Source organism: Pseudoalteromonas sp. S2721 (assembly GCF_005887425.1).
Taxonomy (GTDB): Bacteria; Pseudomonadota; Gammaproteobacteria; order Enterobacterales; family Alteromonadaceae; genus Pseudoalteromonas; species Pseudoalteromonas simplex.
Genome location: NZ_PNCZ01000014.1, coordinates 212,735 through 228,449 on the forward strand (window position 1 = coordinate 212,735; position 15,715 = coordinate 228,449).

Here is a 15,715-nt window from a genome sequence, read left to right on the forward strand (position 1 = left end):
GAAGTCGACTCTCAGGAGCCTCTTACTAAATGCTTGATGATTCATATGTTACGTAATTAACATATGCGGAGGGGATGGCCTTTTGCCATTAGCCGCCTTAAGGCCTTCATTCAATGTGAGCAAACGTTGCGTATAACCATATTTGGATTAAAACGTTTAGAATATTAATTCGGTAACGTTCCATTAAGTGAAAATTTATAGTAGGTTAAAACGTTTGTACGCAGTGAAACCAGCCAAATGTTAATTATCCCGCTTCACTGCCTTGTTGGTATGCAATTTATAACCAGCCATCTTTTTGCGGATCATCGCCCAATACTTCAATTGCAACAGCGCACAAATCTTCACCTAATATTTGATTGGTACCCCAATCTTTATCCCATTTAATTGCGCATTCCTCTGCAATACCACGGAACGAGTACTCTTCGTCAACTCTCAAATATTTAATCCATTTGGCAGCTTCAATGCTTATCAATGGTCTTAATTCATCCTTAAAATCCAAACTCCTACTCCTTGCCGACTAACACCCGCATACTGGGCAGATAATGCTTGGCTAAAACTAGTGAAGAATCAGTGCCAACCAAGCGTTTAGCATCATTTTTGATGCACTTATTAGGTTTACCTTATTGACTGTACTTTAATTTCCCTAACTCTTTTGCTTCTGTAACTGCTTCAACACCATCATCCAAAAGTATTTTACCTAATATTTCCTTACTTCTTTCCGCTGCCATTTTCGAATATTTGTTGCCAATTTTTTCAGCGACGTAGCACCACGAATAAGCTTCTTTTAAATCCAAAACCTCTTTTGTAGTTGATAAGGAAACACATAACCCGAAAGGAGCAAACTGATATTTGAATTTTGCTGATTCAAGCATGAATTCTAAACCCAATTTAGGATTAAATTCATTTCTTTCTTCTTTGAATAATTCAGTACCAATAACAAACAATTGCTCTGGTGTGTATTGAGTCTTATCTATTGCAAATGCATTCAATGAAGTTATACACAATGCAAGAAATATGCATGGTCTCATTAGTACTCCTAATGCCCCAATAATGGGCTGGTAATATCTGGCTAAACTGTTTTTCGAAGCGGAACCGAGCTAAGCTTTAGTAGTCCATTCACTTAATGCGTTTGTTAGAGGTTCTGAAATTCCTTCTCAAATTCTTCTTTTGAACCGTGAAAAGGAACTTCCTCAATACGATGATTTATAACCTCACCATTTTCGTCAAAATCCAAAAATATATAGTGAATTAAATGCATTTCAATTTCTTGAGCTTTCTCATCAACGTAAACAATACGCTTATGATTTGAGCCTTCAACGAGAGAGTTCGAATGCATAAACATAACATTAAGGTTATAATGTTGATGTTGAAACGAATAACTAGCATTAACTCGAATTAGCTTTATCTCAACACTCTTTAGTTCTGGGAACTTTGATTTAATGTAGTCATCTGCTTCGGTGGCAAGTACATGATGATTAATCTCAGCCACGCCTTTCCAATTTATTTTATCTGATGCGTACGTAGCGAAAGAAACTACACATACTAAGGTGAAAACAATTAACCAGAAATTTTTCATAGATCTTCCCTGAAACTCTAACGCCTTATTAATGGGCGTAAAATACTTGGCTAAAATTAGCGTCGAAGGAGCACAAGCCTGCTGTTTTGCGTCCTTTGGTTTAGATACTTGTTAGGTACAACTTACCCATCAAGGTTATTTAGATCTTTACTTTCATATTTATGCAACTGGTTGAGTTTAACTTTTTTTAATAAACGCAACAGGCCTAAAATAGAAAACAATAAAGCTAAACCAAAAAATATGAATGTGATAACACCAACAGATTGAAAGTCACTACATACTGCGCCATAACATCCATCTCTTGGAACACTCACGACAGATAAAATACCAAACGAAAGAGCTAGAATTATATATACGATTGATAATTTCATCTCTAACCTCTCGTTTTACCTAACGTTCAGCACAACGGCAATAGCGCGGGGCTGTATATTTGTTAAAGCAAAAAATAACTTTTTAATAGTGCGCGCGACACGCACCTTTCTGCCAATGTCACGCTCAGGTATTAATCAATCTATTAGTAACAAATAACGTAAAGCATTGCCAACTCGTATTTTTAATTAATCCTAAAGGGTTTCGGAAAAATAAAATGCGCTCGTCGCTAATTATCTTGAATATAAGAACGAAATAACTATGCTGTGTATTTTTACAGCAACCGATATTGGTATCACACAAAACGTCTCATCTGAATTTTAATTAATCTTGTCATGTGATGACTTACACAGTTCATGATGCCTGAGGCGGTTACCAAACAACGAAGTGAGTCTATCTGTACCACCTGTTTTTTCATAAAACTCTTGTACTGTGATTTCTTTTTGCTCGTAGTTCAATAACTGCCAAAAACCGTAAAAGCCTCTAAACCAAAAATAATAGAACACAGCTCCTACGCCTAATAAAAGATATACCGCTTTACCTGCTTTTTGTTTGTATTTTATGGCGCAATAAAAAAACCAGATACAACTTAGTACAGCGACAATGGAAAACCCTAAAAAAGGTGTCACTACAGAGTTGGCATTATCCCAAAGTGAGCTTAGACAGGTTGAATGCCAATTTAACTGCATAGAAAAAATTAACGTAATTTTAAAAAGGAAGTACAATAAAACGGTTGTAAATACAGCATATAAGATACCACTTTCCTTGCTTTGTTCTTTTTTCAATTCTTTCCCTTTATGTTATTAAAAGCCCTGCATGATTATTTTACTGTTGAGTGGTTAGGTTGCTGTTTAAACCAAGTATGATAATTTCAGGTGTACTATTTGTTTTACTAATCTCGATTAGTCTTTACACTCAAAACCTTTAGAGTCGACTTTAGCGATGTTGTCTTTATTGCCACACTCTTTAATTGCCATCTCTGTGTGATTGTGCTCATTGTATTGTTTAGCAATTGCGCCAAGGCTTAGCACAATTACTACAGCTATCACTATTTTTTTAATTTTAGACATAAACATTCCTTTGAAAATAAACTATTTAAATACAACCAGTTGCGCGCACTATTTTTGATAAAACTTAATCAATAAGCGCCATCGAATTTAAATTGAAGTTATAAATAGAGAATGACTCACCTTCTTCTTTTAACGTGACGGTTATTTGTGCGTCTCCATTAGTATATGAAGCTGGAATTAAATAAGTAACATAAGTACCAGAACCACCTCCGGTAACAGCATTAGAGCTAACATTTATAAATTCAAATTCACCTAGTTCTTTTAATTCGCCCAACTTTGAGAATGCACGCATGATTTTAGAAATATCTTCATCTGTGGCATTTTCAATTGATGATGGGGTCATATAGTTTTTGAGAATTTGAGGGTCCCATTTAGAGATATCTGTAATTGCTGAATTTAGGTAAGGAATAGCAGTTTCTTTGTAAGCAGAGGATTTATTCGCAGTCCAAATTGCTAAAAGTACAAATAAGCTAATTAACACTAAAAATGTTATACCAATTCCTTTAAGTATCTTTTTAACCATGATTTTTATTATTCTTTCCTTAATTGAATCACTTACGAATTTATCAGCTTTAGGTGTTTTATGGTAGTACCCAATGTGACCCAATTTGAGTAGAAATTTTTAAACACTAATTTTAGTTGCTTGTATCATGGCCAATATACCCGATCTTTCGCTCTTAACCTCAAGTAGCCCATACTTTAAGCAAAGCAACCTATCAGTTATCAAATAATTTTGCTTACCATATTTAATAGACTAAATAAAATAGCCAGAACCACTGGCTATTTTTATAAACACCGCCTATTCGCAGTAGTTATCTACGAAAGTTAAATCATTAATGTGCTCTGGTGCATCCATAACGTAACTAGAGTCAGCCGTTTGAGGATTAACACTGTAAATCTTCGCATTTTCGCCTGCTTTTCTTCCTGAAACATACAACGTTCCATCATCAGCAATCGCTAATCCTGAAGCCCAATTAATGCCGTGTTCACCAACTAAGGTTAACTCCATCGAACCATCATCAATGGTATAGAGTGATTGACCTGTTAATACGTAAAGTACATTATTATCAGCAGAATATGCTACATCACCATGTGAGAAAGAATCTCCCGAATAGCGCATCTTGCCTAGTACTGTTTTTTCTCCAGTTTGCAAGTTGTAGTCATACATATAAGTTTTACTTGTCGCACGTAAAGATTGTCCGTCTGCCGTGACTGCTGAACGATAAATTGGCCAAGATGTAGCATCAGCCTCAGCAACTTGAGCGCCCGTTTCTAAATCTAACGACCAAAGTTTTGACGCTTTCGTGCCCGACTCAAGTTGTTCCATAAAATAAAGTTTGCCATCATAACTTGCAATGTTTGAAGCCGTATTTTGCGCTCCTGCGACCACACTGTAAGTATTTGTCTCTAGGTCAAATTTATAAACATAACCCGTTTCAGAAGAACCAAAATTGTTAATACCAAATATACCAGAATGACAAGCCTGCTTTTGAGTGACAACAACGTTATCAATAAAACCGCCTAGACTATCACTCGCACCTGCGCCGCTAAAACGAATTTCTGAAGAGTTTGAATCTGCTTCTACAGATAATGTAAATGATTGCCAGCCTCTTTGCGTCGCATTTACGTTTAGTACTGTTGTTCCATTCCACTTCACATCAACTTTATTTGTATCATTGTTACCGTTAATACGAGGCGAGTAGTAAAATGAAACTTCATAAGTTTTTCCAGCCTCAGTTGCGACTGTTTGAAAGATGCTGTAATTAGAAGTAGAGTCTAGCTCGACATATTGATTACCTTGCTGAGCAGTAATAAGACCTAGACGCGATGTTTGAATTTCAAATCTTGCACCTTCACTTTGCCATCCGTTAACTTCATCTAACAATGTCCATGTTGAATTTACGACATCCAGTTCAAATGAGCCGTTTGCAATTAAATTGTCTGCAATTGCAATTTGCGAAGCAAAAAGTGAAGACATTGCTAAAATAGATAACTTCATATAATAATTCCCCAAGATTAGTTGTATTCACTGCATTGTGAAAAAACAAACCACCTCAATCATTAAACTACTTATGAGTAGAAAAAGTTAATTGATAAAAAACTAACTTCTCTCTGCAATTGAGCGGTTTGAAATGGACTGTACATAAGAGAAAGCACAAATGATGCCAAAATTAAAAAATTGATTATCAGCGTGCTCTGAATCGCACGAAAGTTAAATTATCTATAATTAGTGAATAACTGATAAAGTGATTATTAGATTAGCACTCCTACATTTTAAAAATTTATTTGGTACAATCAGCCTTTGATATGGCTAACAGATAGGTTTTCCTTAATGCATCCGCGAAATCGCCACTTTAATGGCTACGACTTTACTTTGCTATGTAAAGATACTCCTGCCCTAACACCTTATATAACGCAAACGCCAGCGGGCACTGATACCATTGATTTCACCAATGCGTTAGCAGTTAAAACCCTCAACCAAGCGTTATTAAAAAGCCATTATAAAATCGATTTTTGGGATTTACCCGACAACTACCTTTGCCCGCCAGTTCCTGGCAGAGTGGATTACATTCATCATTTGGCCGATTTATTAGCAAGCGATAGCCAAGGTCGTATTCCTACGGGTAAGCAAGTAAAAGTGCTTGATGTAGGCACGGGTGCAAATGTGATTTACCCGCTTACGGGTAATCACGAATATGGCTGGCACTTCACAGGCTCAGATATTGATGTATTGTCTGTTAAAATTGCTAAGCAAATTGTGCAATTTAACCGCCTCAAAATAAATGTTAAGCAGCAAAGTAACGCCAATAAAATGTTTACGGGCGTAATATCGAATAAAGATGTCTTTCATCTAACTTTATGCAACCCACCGTTTCATGCCAGCGAGCAACAGGCAAATGCAGGTACTGAACGTAAATGGAAAAACTTAAACAAAGCGCCACAAAAAGCGCTTAATTTTGGTGGCCGTCAAAACGAGCTTTGGTGTGAAGGCGGTGAACGCGAATTTATCAGTAAAATGTGTATTGAGAGCCAAGAGTTTGCAGAGCAATGTATTTGGTTTACATCACTTGTTTCAAAGTCTGACACTTTACCTCATATAAAAAAGTTACTCAGCACACTTGATGTGAAAGAAGTAAAAGTTATAAAAATGGCACAAGGCCAAAAAATAAGTCGCTTTATTGCTTGGAGCTATTTTGACCAAACCGACCGCGAAGCCATTCTTAACGAACTAGTATAAGGATAATAAAATGATCGACTTTCGTTCAGACACAGTTACAAAACCAACAGCAGCCATGCGCGCGGTCATGAATGACGCCCCAGTAGGCGACGACGTTTATGGTGACGACCCAAGCGTTAATCAGCTTGAACAATTTGCTGTTGAGCGCCATGGCTTCGAAAGCGCCCTTTATTGTTGCTCAGGTACGCAAGCCAATTTACTAGCATTAATGGCGCATTGTGAACGTGGCGACGAATACATTTGTGGTCAACAAGCGCATAACTACAAATTTGAGGGTGGCGGTGCCGCTGTATTAGGTTCTATTCAGCCGCAACCAATTGAAAATAATGCCGATGGCAGCATAGATTTAAACAAAGTTGTGGCTGCAATTAAAGCTGATGACTTTCACTTTGCTAGAACCAAACTACTTAGCTTAGAAAACACCATTGGTGGCAAAGTTCTCCCGCTAAGTTATCTTAAACAAGCTAGAGAGTGTGTTGATAAACATAACCTTGCTCTGCACTTAGACGGTGCCCGCGTGTATAACGCGGCGGTTAAGTTAGGTGTTGATATCACTGAGATCACCCAGTATTTTGATTCAGTGTCTATTTGCTTATCAAAAGGACTCGGTGCGCCGGTTGGCTCACTATTACTAGGTAGCAAAGCACTGATTGATAAAGCGCGCCGCTGGCGTAAAGTACTTGGTGGTGGTATGCGCCAAGCGGGTATGCTGGCAGCCGCTGGTCAGTATGCACTTGAGCATCACGTAACAAGACTTGCTGAAGATCACGATAACGCGGCGTATTTAGCAGAGCAATTAAACACGTTAGCTGGTTTTGATACATCACCTTTTCAAATCGATACCAACATTGTTTACGCAAACGTTGCCGAACATATCGACTTAAAAGCAGTGGCACATGCGCTAAAAGAACAAAATATGTTATTTTCGCCAGGAAAACCACTGCGATTAGTGACCCATTTAGGCGTCACTAAGCAAGGTATTGATAGCTTTATCTCAGCATTAGCGGCCGAGATTTAACGCTTCTTTATAATGTTTGCGGCACACTGATACATACCGGTCGTTGCCGCCAATTTCTACCTGATTACCGTCTGCAATCGCATTGCCATGCTCATCGGTACGCAGTACATGATTAGCTTTACGACCACAATGACATACTGTTTTCAACTCAATTAGTTTGTCAGCCCATGCAAGTAAGTATTGTGAGCCACTAAATAACTCACCTCTAAAATCGTTACGTAAGCCATAACACAGCACTGGAATACCAAGCTCATCAACCACATCCGTTAATTGCATTACTTGGTCTTTTGATAAGAACTGGCATTCATCAACTAAAATACAATGGCGCTTTTGCTCTGCATTTAAAGATTTGATTAGCTCAAATACATCTTTCTCTGCATCAAAAATATGCGCATCAGCCTGTAAGCCAATACGTGAAGACACCTTGCCAACACCTGCTCTATCATCAATAGCCGCTGTTAAGATAACCGGTTCCATACCACGTTCGCGGTAGTTAAATGCAGATTGTAAAAGTGTGGTAGATTTGCCTGCATTCATTGCAGAATAATAAAAGTACAGCTGTGCCATGATGTTGCCCAAATTTTAAAGTCGCAATATGCTACCCTAATCGAACGACAACATCATCCTTTACCTTATTCTTTTGTCCCATAATGAGTGTTTTGTTCTGAGCTCATATTTTGCAACATTCTTGCATAAACCCCTGCCAATTTTTTACTAGCGAGCTGCTCCCAAACTAGGTTTGCATCTAGTTTATGCTTATAGAAAAACTCATTTGAAAAAGCCAAATATGCTATTGAGGTATTGATCGGTGGGAACAGTGGAGCAAGTTTAAATTGGTAGTACTGACTAAGGTCGACTTTATTCTTAGAAATCTCACAAATCACAAGTGCTGCATCAGCATTTCCCTGAGCAACTCGTTCAATCGCAGTTTGTAACGTAAATGTGTGCTCAATAAAAAACGCATCTTCACTTGCGGCATCACCAACAAAATGGCCATTAGCAACAGCTAACGAGAATGCTTTTGATTGAAATACCTCACGTGAATTCCACTTTGAATGAAAACGTCGTTTACCGATTAAACATTGGCTCAAAGATGCGAATGAATATTTATCGAGAGGTTTGCCCTGTTTATTAACAGGGAAAACAGCATAGTCACTTTTAAGCGCGTTAAAACCAGAAATAAATGCATCAACAGTGCCGTGCTTTATTGATGATATACATTCTTGCCAAGGCATTTGTTGGTATTGAAATTGAACTTCATCTATTGCGAGATCTAATTCCTTTAGAGTATTAATTTGTGCTTGGCTATTAATAATGGGGATTTCGTTTTTAGCATCGATAAACATCGGCGCTTTATTATGATCCGCCACACAAATTTTAATTAGTAAGGGAGACGCCTCTTTCGCATAACAAGTAAAAGTAAAAAACAACCCTGTACACAAAAATACTCTAGTAAAAAACAACATCACTGTCATAATAAGTTACTAATTTAGTTAAGCTTTAAATAGTGTAGATGGCAATTTAACTTTTTACAAAATTCCTTCGTGTTTCAGTAACCACTCTTTTCTTTCAAGGCCACCCGCATAGCCTGTGAGTTTACCGTTTGCGCCAATAATCCGATGGCACGGTACAATAATGCTAATCGGGTTTTTACCATTTGCAGCCCCCACTGCACGCACCGCTTTTGGGTTATTAATCGCAAGTGCAATATCTTGGTAGCTTTTGATTTGACCAAACTCAACATCCATCAGCGCACGCCACACTTGCCTTTGAAATTGGGTACCTTGGGTATCAAGGGGTACTGTAAAACGTGTACGCTCACCGTTAAAGTATTCATTAAGCTCACTTATACAAATTAAAATGGGTGTAAGGGTGTGCTCATCAACAACCTCTGTTTGCATTGCAACCACCGGATAAAAGCCAACGTAACTGACGCCTTTTGATGTACTTTGAATGGTAATATCGCCAATCGGGCTTGGCATTATAACTTGTTGCATACTCATAATTGTTGCCATAGTTGAAAAGTTAAATAAGAGCGAAATGGCGCGCAGTGCTCGCTATTAAATTCGCTTATTCCAGCGAGGGCTTTTTTAACCCCTAAGTCGCCCGCCAATAGAATATCGGGGTGGCTTTGACCGCGTAGTTTGGCGTAATTAACTGTCCACGGGCCAATACCTTTGAGCTCAAGCCAATTATCAAGCTCTTGATTATCTGGGTTTTGCTGACAATAAGCACTTAAACGCCTTAGCGCATCTTTGCGTGATTGTGGCATTTTAAAAAAATCGAGTTCAGAATTGGCAACCCAATCAGGGCTTGGAAAATAGTGGTTAGTACTTTGCTGATTAAATTCATTCACAAGCTGAGTTACGAGATTGTGAGCCGCAGTAACACTCACTTGCTGACCAAGAACCGCACGTATGCCCGCTTCATAGTCTGACCAAATTCCCGGCAAACGAAGCCCAACACAAAGCGGCATTGCGCCTTTAAGCTCTGCATCTAAATGCTGTTCAATAGTGTGCGTGTCGGCGTCTAAATCAAGCACACGACGAATGTTATGGATCACTTGCTGTAAATAGCGGGTGTTATCGATATCAATAACCACTTTAAAATGATTTTTATGCTCAACAAAATGCGCTGTGAATTGCCCTTGGCAATATTTGTCTTTAAAAGTGCGTCCATAGCTTGTTGCGCTCAACCATTCTAAACCACTGATTAATCTGCGCTGCAAAAAATCATGGAGTGCTTGCCAGTTATAAGGCGGCCTAAATGCCAGTGTTAGAGTTAATGTTGAGGCTGGTTTTTTATCTGTCTTACGTAACTTTGAAGGGGCAATATTTAACTGCTTTAAAAAAGCATCATTAAAACGACGAATACTATTAAAGCCAGAAGCAAATGCGATATCTGCCACCGACAAATCTGTTTCTTGTAATAACTGTTTAGCAAAATTACATTGGTTAAATAATCGATATTGGGTGATCGAGAGTCCAAAGTGTTGGTTAAACAAACGGCGTAAATAGCGGCTCGACACGCCGAGTCTGTCGGCTAAAACCTCACAATCGTAGGCCTCGCCTTTATCAATCAGTTGTTTGGCGCGTAATGCGGTGGTTTTAGTACCTAACCAAGCAGGGCTATTCGGTGCGCTATCTGGGCGACAGCGAATACAGGGTCGAAAACCATCCTGCGCAGCCAAGTGCGCGTATTGGTAGTATTCAACGTTCTTTTCTTGTGCTGTTGGTGCGGGGCAAATGGGTCTGCAATAAATGCCAGTACTTTTTACCGCCACAAAAAACACCCCATCAAAGCGTGGGTCGCGGCTTTGCCTCGCAGTTTGCCATTGTTGGCTAGTCATAATTTTTCTCGTTACACGCTAATACCGTTAGCTTAACTGAATATTATTTTTTGACTAGCCAGTTTCGGACCTTAACTAATTAAACAGCTATTTAATTGCAGCTAAATATCGGCGCTCAACTTCCGGCCAATTGATCACTTCGTAAAATGCCGCAATATATTCAGGGCGACGATTTTGATACTTCAAGTAATATGCATGCTCCCACACATCTAGCCCTAAAATAGGTATGTGATTTTGCATAAGTGGACTATCTTGATTGAGGCTACTTTCAACAATCAATTGGTTATTTTCATCAACACATAACCACGCCCAGCCACTGCCAAAGCGACTTACCGCTGCATTCGTAAATTGCTCTTTAAATGCGTCAAAGCTGCCAAATGTATCAACAATGGCGGTGTTTAACTCTGCACTTGGCTCACCACCGCCGTTTGGTGTCATTATTTGCCAAAATAATGAATGATTATGGTGACCACCCACATGCTCTTGTACTGCTTTTTGTAAAGACTCAGGCATTGATGAAATAGTGCGTAGTAATGTTTCAGCATCTTGTTCAGAGTAATGGCTGCCCTCGAGTGCAGCATTCGCTTTATTGATATAGGTTTGATGATGCAAGGTGTGATGTATTTCCATGGTTTTCGCATCAATGTGCGGTTCAAGTGCATCATAGTCATAAGCTAAATCGGGTAATGTAAAAGGCATACTGATTCCTTATCGTTAATGTAATAACTGCGTTTTATGGGGATGGTCAGCTAATAGCTGGTTGATTCGGTTAATGAGTGTCGGAAATGCCGATGCCATGCTGGCAAACTTAACCAGTTCATAATAGGTTTTGTGATGATGGTGCAGCACCAAGATGCGGACCTGCTGCTCTGGGTGATTTAACAGCGCGCTTAATCGCTGATGAGCATGACAAAGCCAGGTGCAGGCTTTATCTGGTTTTTGCATTACCTTAAAGGTGTCGGCAAGATTCAAAGTGGCAACAACAAATGCTGCAATACAATGCTCTAACGAGCGTGTTACCGACTGGTTGATTGGGATATTAGAAAACTGTGCGAGTAGTGTTTCAGCGCAGCTGCTGGCAACCGTGTAATGATCACGCGCAGTAATGAGCTCACCAGATTCAAATGCTAAGTTGCCTTGATAAATTGCACTTTGCCAAGGGGCCAGCGCATCATCAATGGCGTTCGAAGTTAACGGTGTGTGGCCTGTTGTTTGAGTCATAAAAATCACCTGCACTTATACCAATCATTCTATGTGTATTTAAACTACACACAGAAAAGATCAAATGCAAATGATTTTTATTTATATTGTTATTTGTTAATTTTAAGCTATAACAACATTAGTTATTGATGCGCAAAGTCGATAAGCTCTTGGCCTGTTAGGCGGTAAATAATCCATTCGTTTTGCGGTTTAGCACCAATGCTGTCGTAAAAATCAATGGCTGGTTTATTCCAATCAAGTACCACCCACTCAAAACGACCACAGTCTTTTTCGAGTGCTTGCTTAGCTAGATATTGCATAATTTGCTTACCAGCACCTTTACCACGGCTATCTGCACTGACGTAAAGATCTTCTAAATACAAACCATTTTTGCCAAGCCATGTAGAGTAATTATAAAAATAAACTGCAAAACCAATTGGTGTGTCGCCCTCTAAACAAATAACACTGTGAGCTGTAGCACCTTCACTGAATAACGTTTTTAAAATAGCTTGCTCGTCTGTTTTAACTGCGTCAGGTTCTTTTTCGTAAATAGCAAGTTCGGTAATAAAATGTAGGATTGTTGCAGCATCACTTGCGACTGCCGGACGAATTGTAATTGCGTTACTCACTCTGTATTCCTTTTTTACATCATTATTGTAACGCCCAGTTTATAAGGGCTTTAGCATGGTGTAAACGCCCTTTACAGAAATACACGGCATTAAAAAGGGGCTACTAAAAGTTAGCCCCATATGCTTTATTTACTCATCGACTTATTTTATTTACTCATCGACTTATAAAGTACCGGAAGTACAAATAAAGTTAAAAAGGTAGCACTAACCAAGCCGCCAACAATAACCGTGGCAAGGGGCTTTTGTATTTCAGCCCCTATGCCAGTGCTAAGTAGCATTGGAATTAGCCCAAGCATTGAAGTAAGCGCAGTCATGAGTACGGGTCTAAGCCTTGAAACAGCGCCTTCAAATACTGCTTTGTCTTTGCTATCTCCCGCACTAATCCTTTGATTAATGCTTTCGACCATCACCACACCATTCAATACCGCAACACCAAATAGTGTAATAAACCCTACTGAGCTGGGTACAGACAAGTATTGCCCAGAGACATACAATGCAATCACTCCCCCAATCACAGCCAAAGGAACATTGACAAGAATAAGTACCACTTGCGATAGGTTACTAAAGGCAAAATACAGCAATAACGCAATGAGTAATAAGGCTACTGGCACTACTATCATCAGCCGCTGCTGTGCCCTTTGCTGGTTTTCGAACTGCCCACCAATGGCTACACTGTAACCACTTGGTAGCTGTATTTTATCGGCTATGGCAGCGCGTATATCGGCAACTACAGAGCCCATATCTCGCCCCTGCACATTCGCTTGAATAACCACCCGCCTTTGAACATCATCGCGACGAACTTGTGGAGCGCCAGACTCTATTTGTACATCGGCTACATCCCCCACCCTAACAATGGCACCCGCTGGGGTTCGCAGTCGAAGATCAGCGATCACATTTGGGTTTTGCCGAAAGCTTTTTGCTATACGCACATAAATATCATAGCGCTCATTGGCATTAATGATTTGCCCTGCAGATTGCCCGCCAATACCGTGCTGAACTACATCCATCAAATCAGACACCGATAAACCAAAGCGCGACAATGCCAAACGGTTAGGTTTAACTATCAGCTGCGCTTCACCGCCTATTTGCTCCATAGCAACATCTTTTGCACCAGATATTTGCTGAACTAGCTGCTCAATTTGTTGGCCTTTTTCAGTTAAAACGCCTAGGTCACTGCCGAATAATTTAATGGCCAATTGCGCTTTAACACCGGATAAAAGCTCATCGACTCGGGTTGCTATGGGCTGCGAAAAGTTAAACAAAAGCCCTGGGAACTGCTCAAGCTTGGCTTCCATTAGTTGCTGTAATTCGACCCGCGTTTTCGCGTTTACCCATTGCTCATGAGGTTTTAAGCCTAAATAGATTTCAATGTTATTAACCGGTTCAGGATCTCCCCCCACTTCAGCCCGACCGATTCGGCTCAGCGCATATTCCACCTCACTAAATTCAAGCAACATGGCTTCAAGCTTAGGCGCCACTGAGATTGCCGTATCGAGACTTGCTGATGGAGCAAGTGTCACACGTAGGTTAATAGTGCCTTCTTCAAGCTCTGGCACAAATTCAGTACCCAGCCTTGGTAGCATAACGGCCGCTACAATTAGTAATAACCCTGCTATCGCTAAAACGCTGCGTTTAGCCTGCAATGCTTTTTGTAAAGCCCGTTGATAAAGCATATCGATAGGTTTTAACAGAATACTTTTCTTTACTGTCACGCCCTTAGCAAATAAGTACACACACAGAGCTGGCACCACAACCAAGGCAACGAACACAGCACTAATAATCGCAAGCATAATACTTACAGCCATTGGCTGAAATAACTTCGCCTCAACGCCTTCAAAGCTAAACAGCGGTAAAAATACCGTTAGTATGATCAAAGAGGCAAAAAAGATAGGCCGTGCGACTTCTTTTGCAGCAATAGCCACCAGCTGCGAAGAAGGCTTATGTTGATTATGTTTAAGCCCTAAGTGCCTAAATACATTCTCAACCATCACAACAGAGCCATCTACCAGCATACCGATTGCAACAGCAATCCCACCTAACGACATTAAGTTTGCCGACAAGCCAAGCCATGCCATTACACTCAGTGCTAAGCCTATCGAGATAGGGATCGACAACAACACCAAAAATGTTGCCCTTAAATCCAACAAAAATAGCGCTAATACAATGATAATAAATACAAAAGCTAAAAGCAGTGCGTCAATAACCGTTTGTACCGCTTGGCTTATAAGCTCTGCTTGGTCGTAAATGGCTTTAAATTCAACCCCTTTTGGCAGTGCTTGATTTATCATCTCGACACGCGCGTTAATGCCATCAATCGTTTGCTTGGTATTAGCGCCCATTCGCTTGAGCACTATACCAGTCACCACTTCACCACGATTGACTATTTCGCCTTGTTCATTGCGTTTAGATAAGGTGACAGCGCCTTGGCGAATTTCACTACCAAGCTCAACATTCGCAACATCAGCCACTTGAACAACCGTCCCATCAATGGTTTTGATAGGTGTTTGTGCAATCTCAGCAAGCCCTTTTTCGCCTGGGGTAAACCAACCTGTACCACGAATAACAAGCTGCTCTTGACCACGGTTCATATACCAGCCACCCACATTACTGTTGTTAGCATCTAGTGCGTTACTAACATCTTGCTGTGTTAAGTCATAAGCAAGGAGCTTATTGGGGTTTATGTTCACTTGATACTGCTTTACCTCACCGCCAAATGACAGAATATCGGTCACACCATCAATAGGTAATATAAGTAATTTAACCACCCAATCATTTAAACTACGCAATGCCATGCTATCTATGTTGGCATCTGGCTTTGCTTCAAGTAAATACTGATAGACTTGTCCAAGTCCTGATGTATTAGGGCCCATGGTTGGCATACCCACACCAGCTGGGATCAACTCTTTAGCAGACTGCAAACGTTCAAAAACCAGTTGCCTAGCAAAGTAAATATCGACACCTTCTTTAAACACCACAGTGACGCCCGATAACCCTGTTTTAGAAATAGAGCGTACCTGCTCTACATCGGGCAGCGCATACATAACCGCTTCTATCGGGTATGTGATCAGCTGCTCAACTTCTTCAGCCGCAAGCCCTGGCGCTTCGGTATTCACTGCAACTTGCACATTCGTCACATCAGGAAAGGCGTCTAAATTAAGTTTTGGGATCATAAATGCACTCACTGCAATCGCTGCAAGCAAGGCCAATACAACCAGTAAACGGTTCTTTATCACCGCCTCTATTAATAAATTAAACATATATCACCT

Annotated in this window: 18 protein-coding genes; 2 read left to right on the forward strand and 16 right to left on the reverse strand. The window is 40.0% G+C overall.

Features of this window, described 5'->3' with window-relative positions:
* Positions 1-277: 277 nt before the first annotated feature.
* The 8 genes from CWC02_RS07535 to CWC02_RS07565 form a co-directional block, all read right to left on the reverse strand.
* Positions 278-499 (reverse strand): hypothetical protein, encoded by a 222-nt coding sequence (locus tag CWC02_RS07535; RefSeq protein WP_138617408.1) that lies wholly within the window; start codon positions 497-499, stop codon positions 278-280.
* A 121-nt stretch (positions 500-620) separates the two neighbouring features.
* On the reverse strand, positions 621-1,028 hold the full coding sequence (locus tag CWC02_RS07540; protein ID WP_171043825.1) for a hypothetical protein: 408 nt from the start codon (positions 1,026-1,028) through the stop codon (positions 621-623).
* A 104-nt stretch (positions 1,029-1,132) separates the two neighbouring features.
* Positions 1,133-1,576 (reverse strand): hypothetical protein, encoded by a 444-nt coding sequence (locus CWC02_RS07545; protein ID WP_138617412.1) that lies wholly within the window; start codon positions 1,574-1,576, stop codon positions 1,133-1,135.
* Positions 1,577-1,698: 122 nt separating this feature from the next.
* Complete coding sequence (locus tag CWC02_RS07550; RefSeq protein WP_138617414.1) at positions 1,699-1,947, reverse strand: hypothetical protein; 249 nt, start codon at positions 1,945-1,947, stop codon at positions 1,699-1,701.
* Between the two features lie 318 nt (positions 1,948-2,265).
* A complete protein-coding gene (locus CWC02_RS07555) occupies positions 2,266-2,730 on the reverse strand; it encodes a hypothetical protein (RefSeq protein WP_138617416.1) in 465 nt (154 codons plus the stop codon).
* A gap of 117 nt (positions 2,731-2,847) precedes the next feature.
* Positions 2,848-3,015 (reverse strand): hypothetical protein, encoded by a 168-nt coding sequence (locus CWC02_RS20740; protein WP_165385119.1) that lies wholly within the window; start codon positions 3,013-3,015, stop codon positions 2,848-2,850.
* Between the two features lie 64 nt (positions 3,016-3,079).
* A complete protein-coding gene (locus CWC02_RS07560; RefSeq protein WP_138617418.1) occupies positions 3,080-3,538 on the reverse strand; it encodes a hypothetical protein in 459 nt (152 codons plus the stop codon).
* A 276-nt stretch (positions 3,539-3,814) separates the two neighbouring features.
* Positions 3,815-5,014: a DUF642 domain-containing protein gene (locus CWC02_RS07565; protein ID WP_138617420.1), complete on the reverse strand. Its 1,200-nt coding sequence runs from the start codon at positions 5,012-5,014 to the stop codon at positions 3,815-3,817.
* Between the two features lie 333 nt (positions 5,015-5,347).
* Here CWC02_RS07565 and rlmF point away from each other — a divergent pair, with 333 nt between their 5' ends.
* Positions 5,348-6,253, forward strand: a complete 906-nt coding sequence (gene rlmF / locus CWC02_RS07570) for a 23S rRNA (adenine(1618)-N(6))-methyltransferase RlmF (protein WP_138617422.1) — start codon at positions 5,348-5,350, stop codon at positions 6,251-6,253.
* 10 nt (positions 6,254-6,263) lie between these two features.
* Entirely contained in the window at positions 6,264-7,271 is a 1,008-nt protein-coding gene (ltaE, locus tag CWC02_RS07575; RefSeq protein WP_138617424.1) for a low-specificity L-threonine aldolase, read from the forward strand.
* Here ltaE and CWC02_RS07580 read toward each other — a convergent pair.
* The 8 genes from CWC02_RS07580 to CWC02_RS07615 form a co-directional block, all read right to left on the reverse strand.
* Positions 7,254-7,838, reverse strand: a complete 585-nt coding sequence (locus tag CWC02_RS07580) for a thymidine kinase (protein ID WP_054552107.1) — start codon at positions 7,836-7,838, stop codon at positions 7,254-7,256. The two genes, ltaE and CWC02_RS07580, sit on opposite strands and share 18 nt — an antisense overlap.
* Positions 7,839-7,903: 65 nt before the next feature.
* The gene (locus CWC02_RS07585) at positions 7,904-8,641 is read right to left on the reverse strand and encodes a transporter substrate-binding domain-containing protein (RefSeq protein ID WP_054552106.1); all 738 of its coding nucleotides are present in this window, start codon (positions 8,639-8,641) and stop codon (positions 7,904-7,906) included.
* A gap of 159 nt (positions 8,642-8,800) precedes the next feature.
* Positions 8,801-9,268 (reverse strand): methylated-DNA--[protein]-cysteine S-methyltransferase, encoded by a 468-nt coding sequence (locus tag CWC02_RS07590; RefSeq protein ID WP_138617479.1) that lies wholly within the window; start codon positions 9,266-9,268, stop codon positions 8,801-8,803.
* 2 nt (positions 9,269-9,270) lie between these two features.
* Positions 9,271-10,620, reverse strand: a complete 1,350-nt coding sequence (locus CWC02_RS07595; protein ID WP_054552105.1) for a DNA-3-methyladenine glycosylase 2 family protein — start codon at positions 10,618-10,620, stop codon at positions 9,271-9,273.
* Between the two features lie 87 nt (positions 10,621-10,707).
* Positions 10,708-11,319, reverse strand: coding sequence for a superoxide dismutase (locus tag CWC02_RS07600; RefSeq protein WP_054552104.1), 612 nt, complete (start codon positions 11,317-11,319; stop codon positions 10,708-10,710).
* Between the two features lie 15 nt (positions 11,320-11,334).
* Positions 11,335-11,841 carry a DUF2753 family protein gene (locus CWC02_RS07605; RefSeq protein WP_054552103.1) on the reverse strand — a complete coding sequence of 169 codons (507 nt, stop codon included), beginning with the start codon at positions 11,839-11,841 and terminating at the stop codon, positions 11,335-11,337.
* Between the two features lie 122 nt (positions 11,842-11,963).
* Positions 11,964-12,449 carry a GNAT family N-acetyltransferase gene (locus CWC02_RS07610; RefSeq protein ID WP_054552102.1) on the reverse strand — a complete coding sequence of 162 codons (486 nt, stop codon included), beginning with the start codon at positions 12,447-12,449 and terminating at the stop codon, positions 11,964-11,966.
* 146 nt (positions 12,450-12,595) lie between these two features.
* Positions 12,596-15,706, reverse strand: coding sequence for an efflux RND transporter permease subunit (locus tag CWC02_RS07615; protein WP_054552101.1), 3,111 nt, complete (start codon positions 15,704-15,706; stop codon positions 12,596-12,598).
* Positions 15,707-15,715 lie beyond the last annotated feature (9 nt).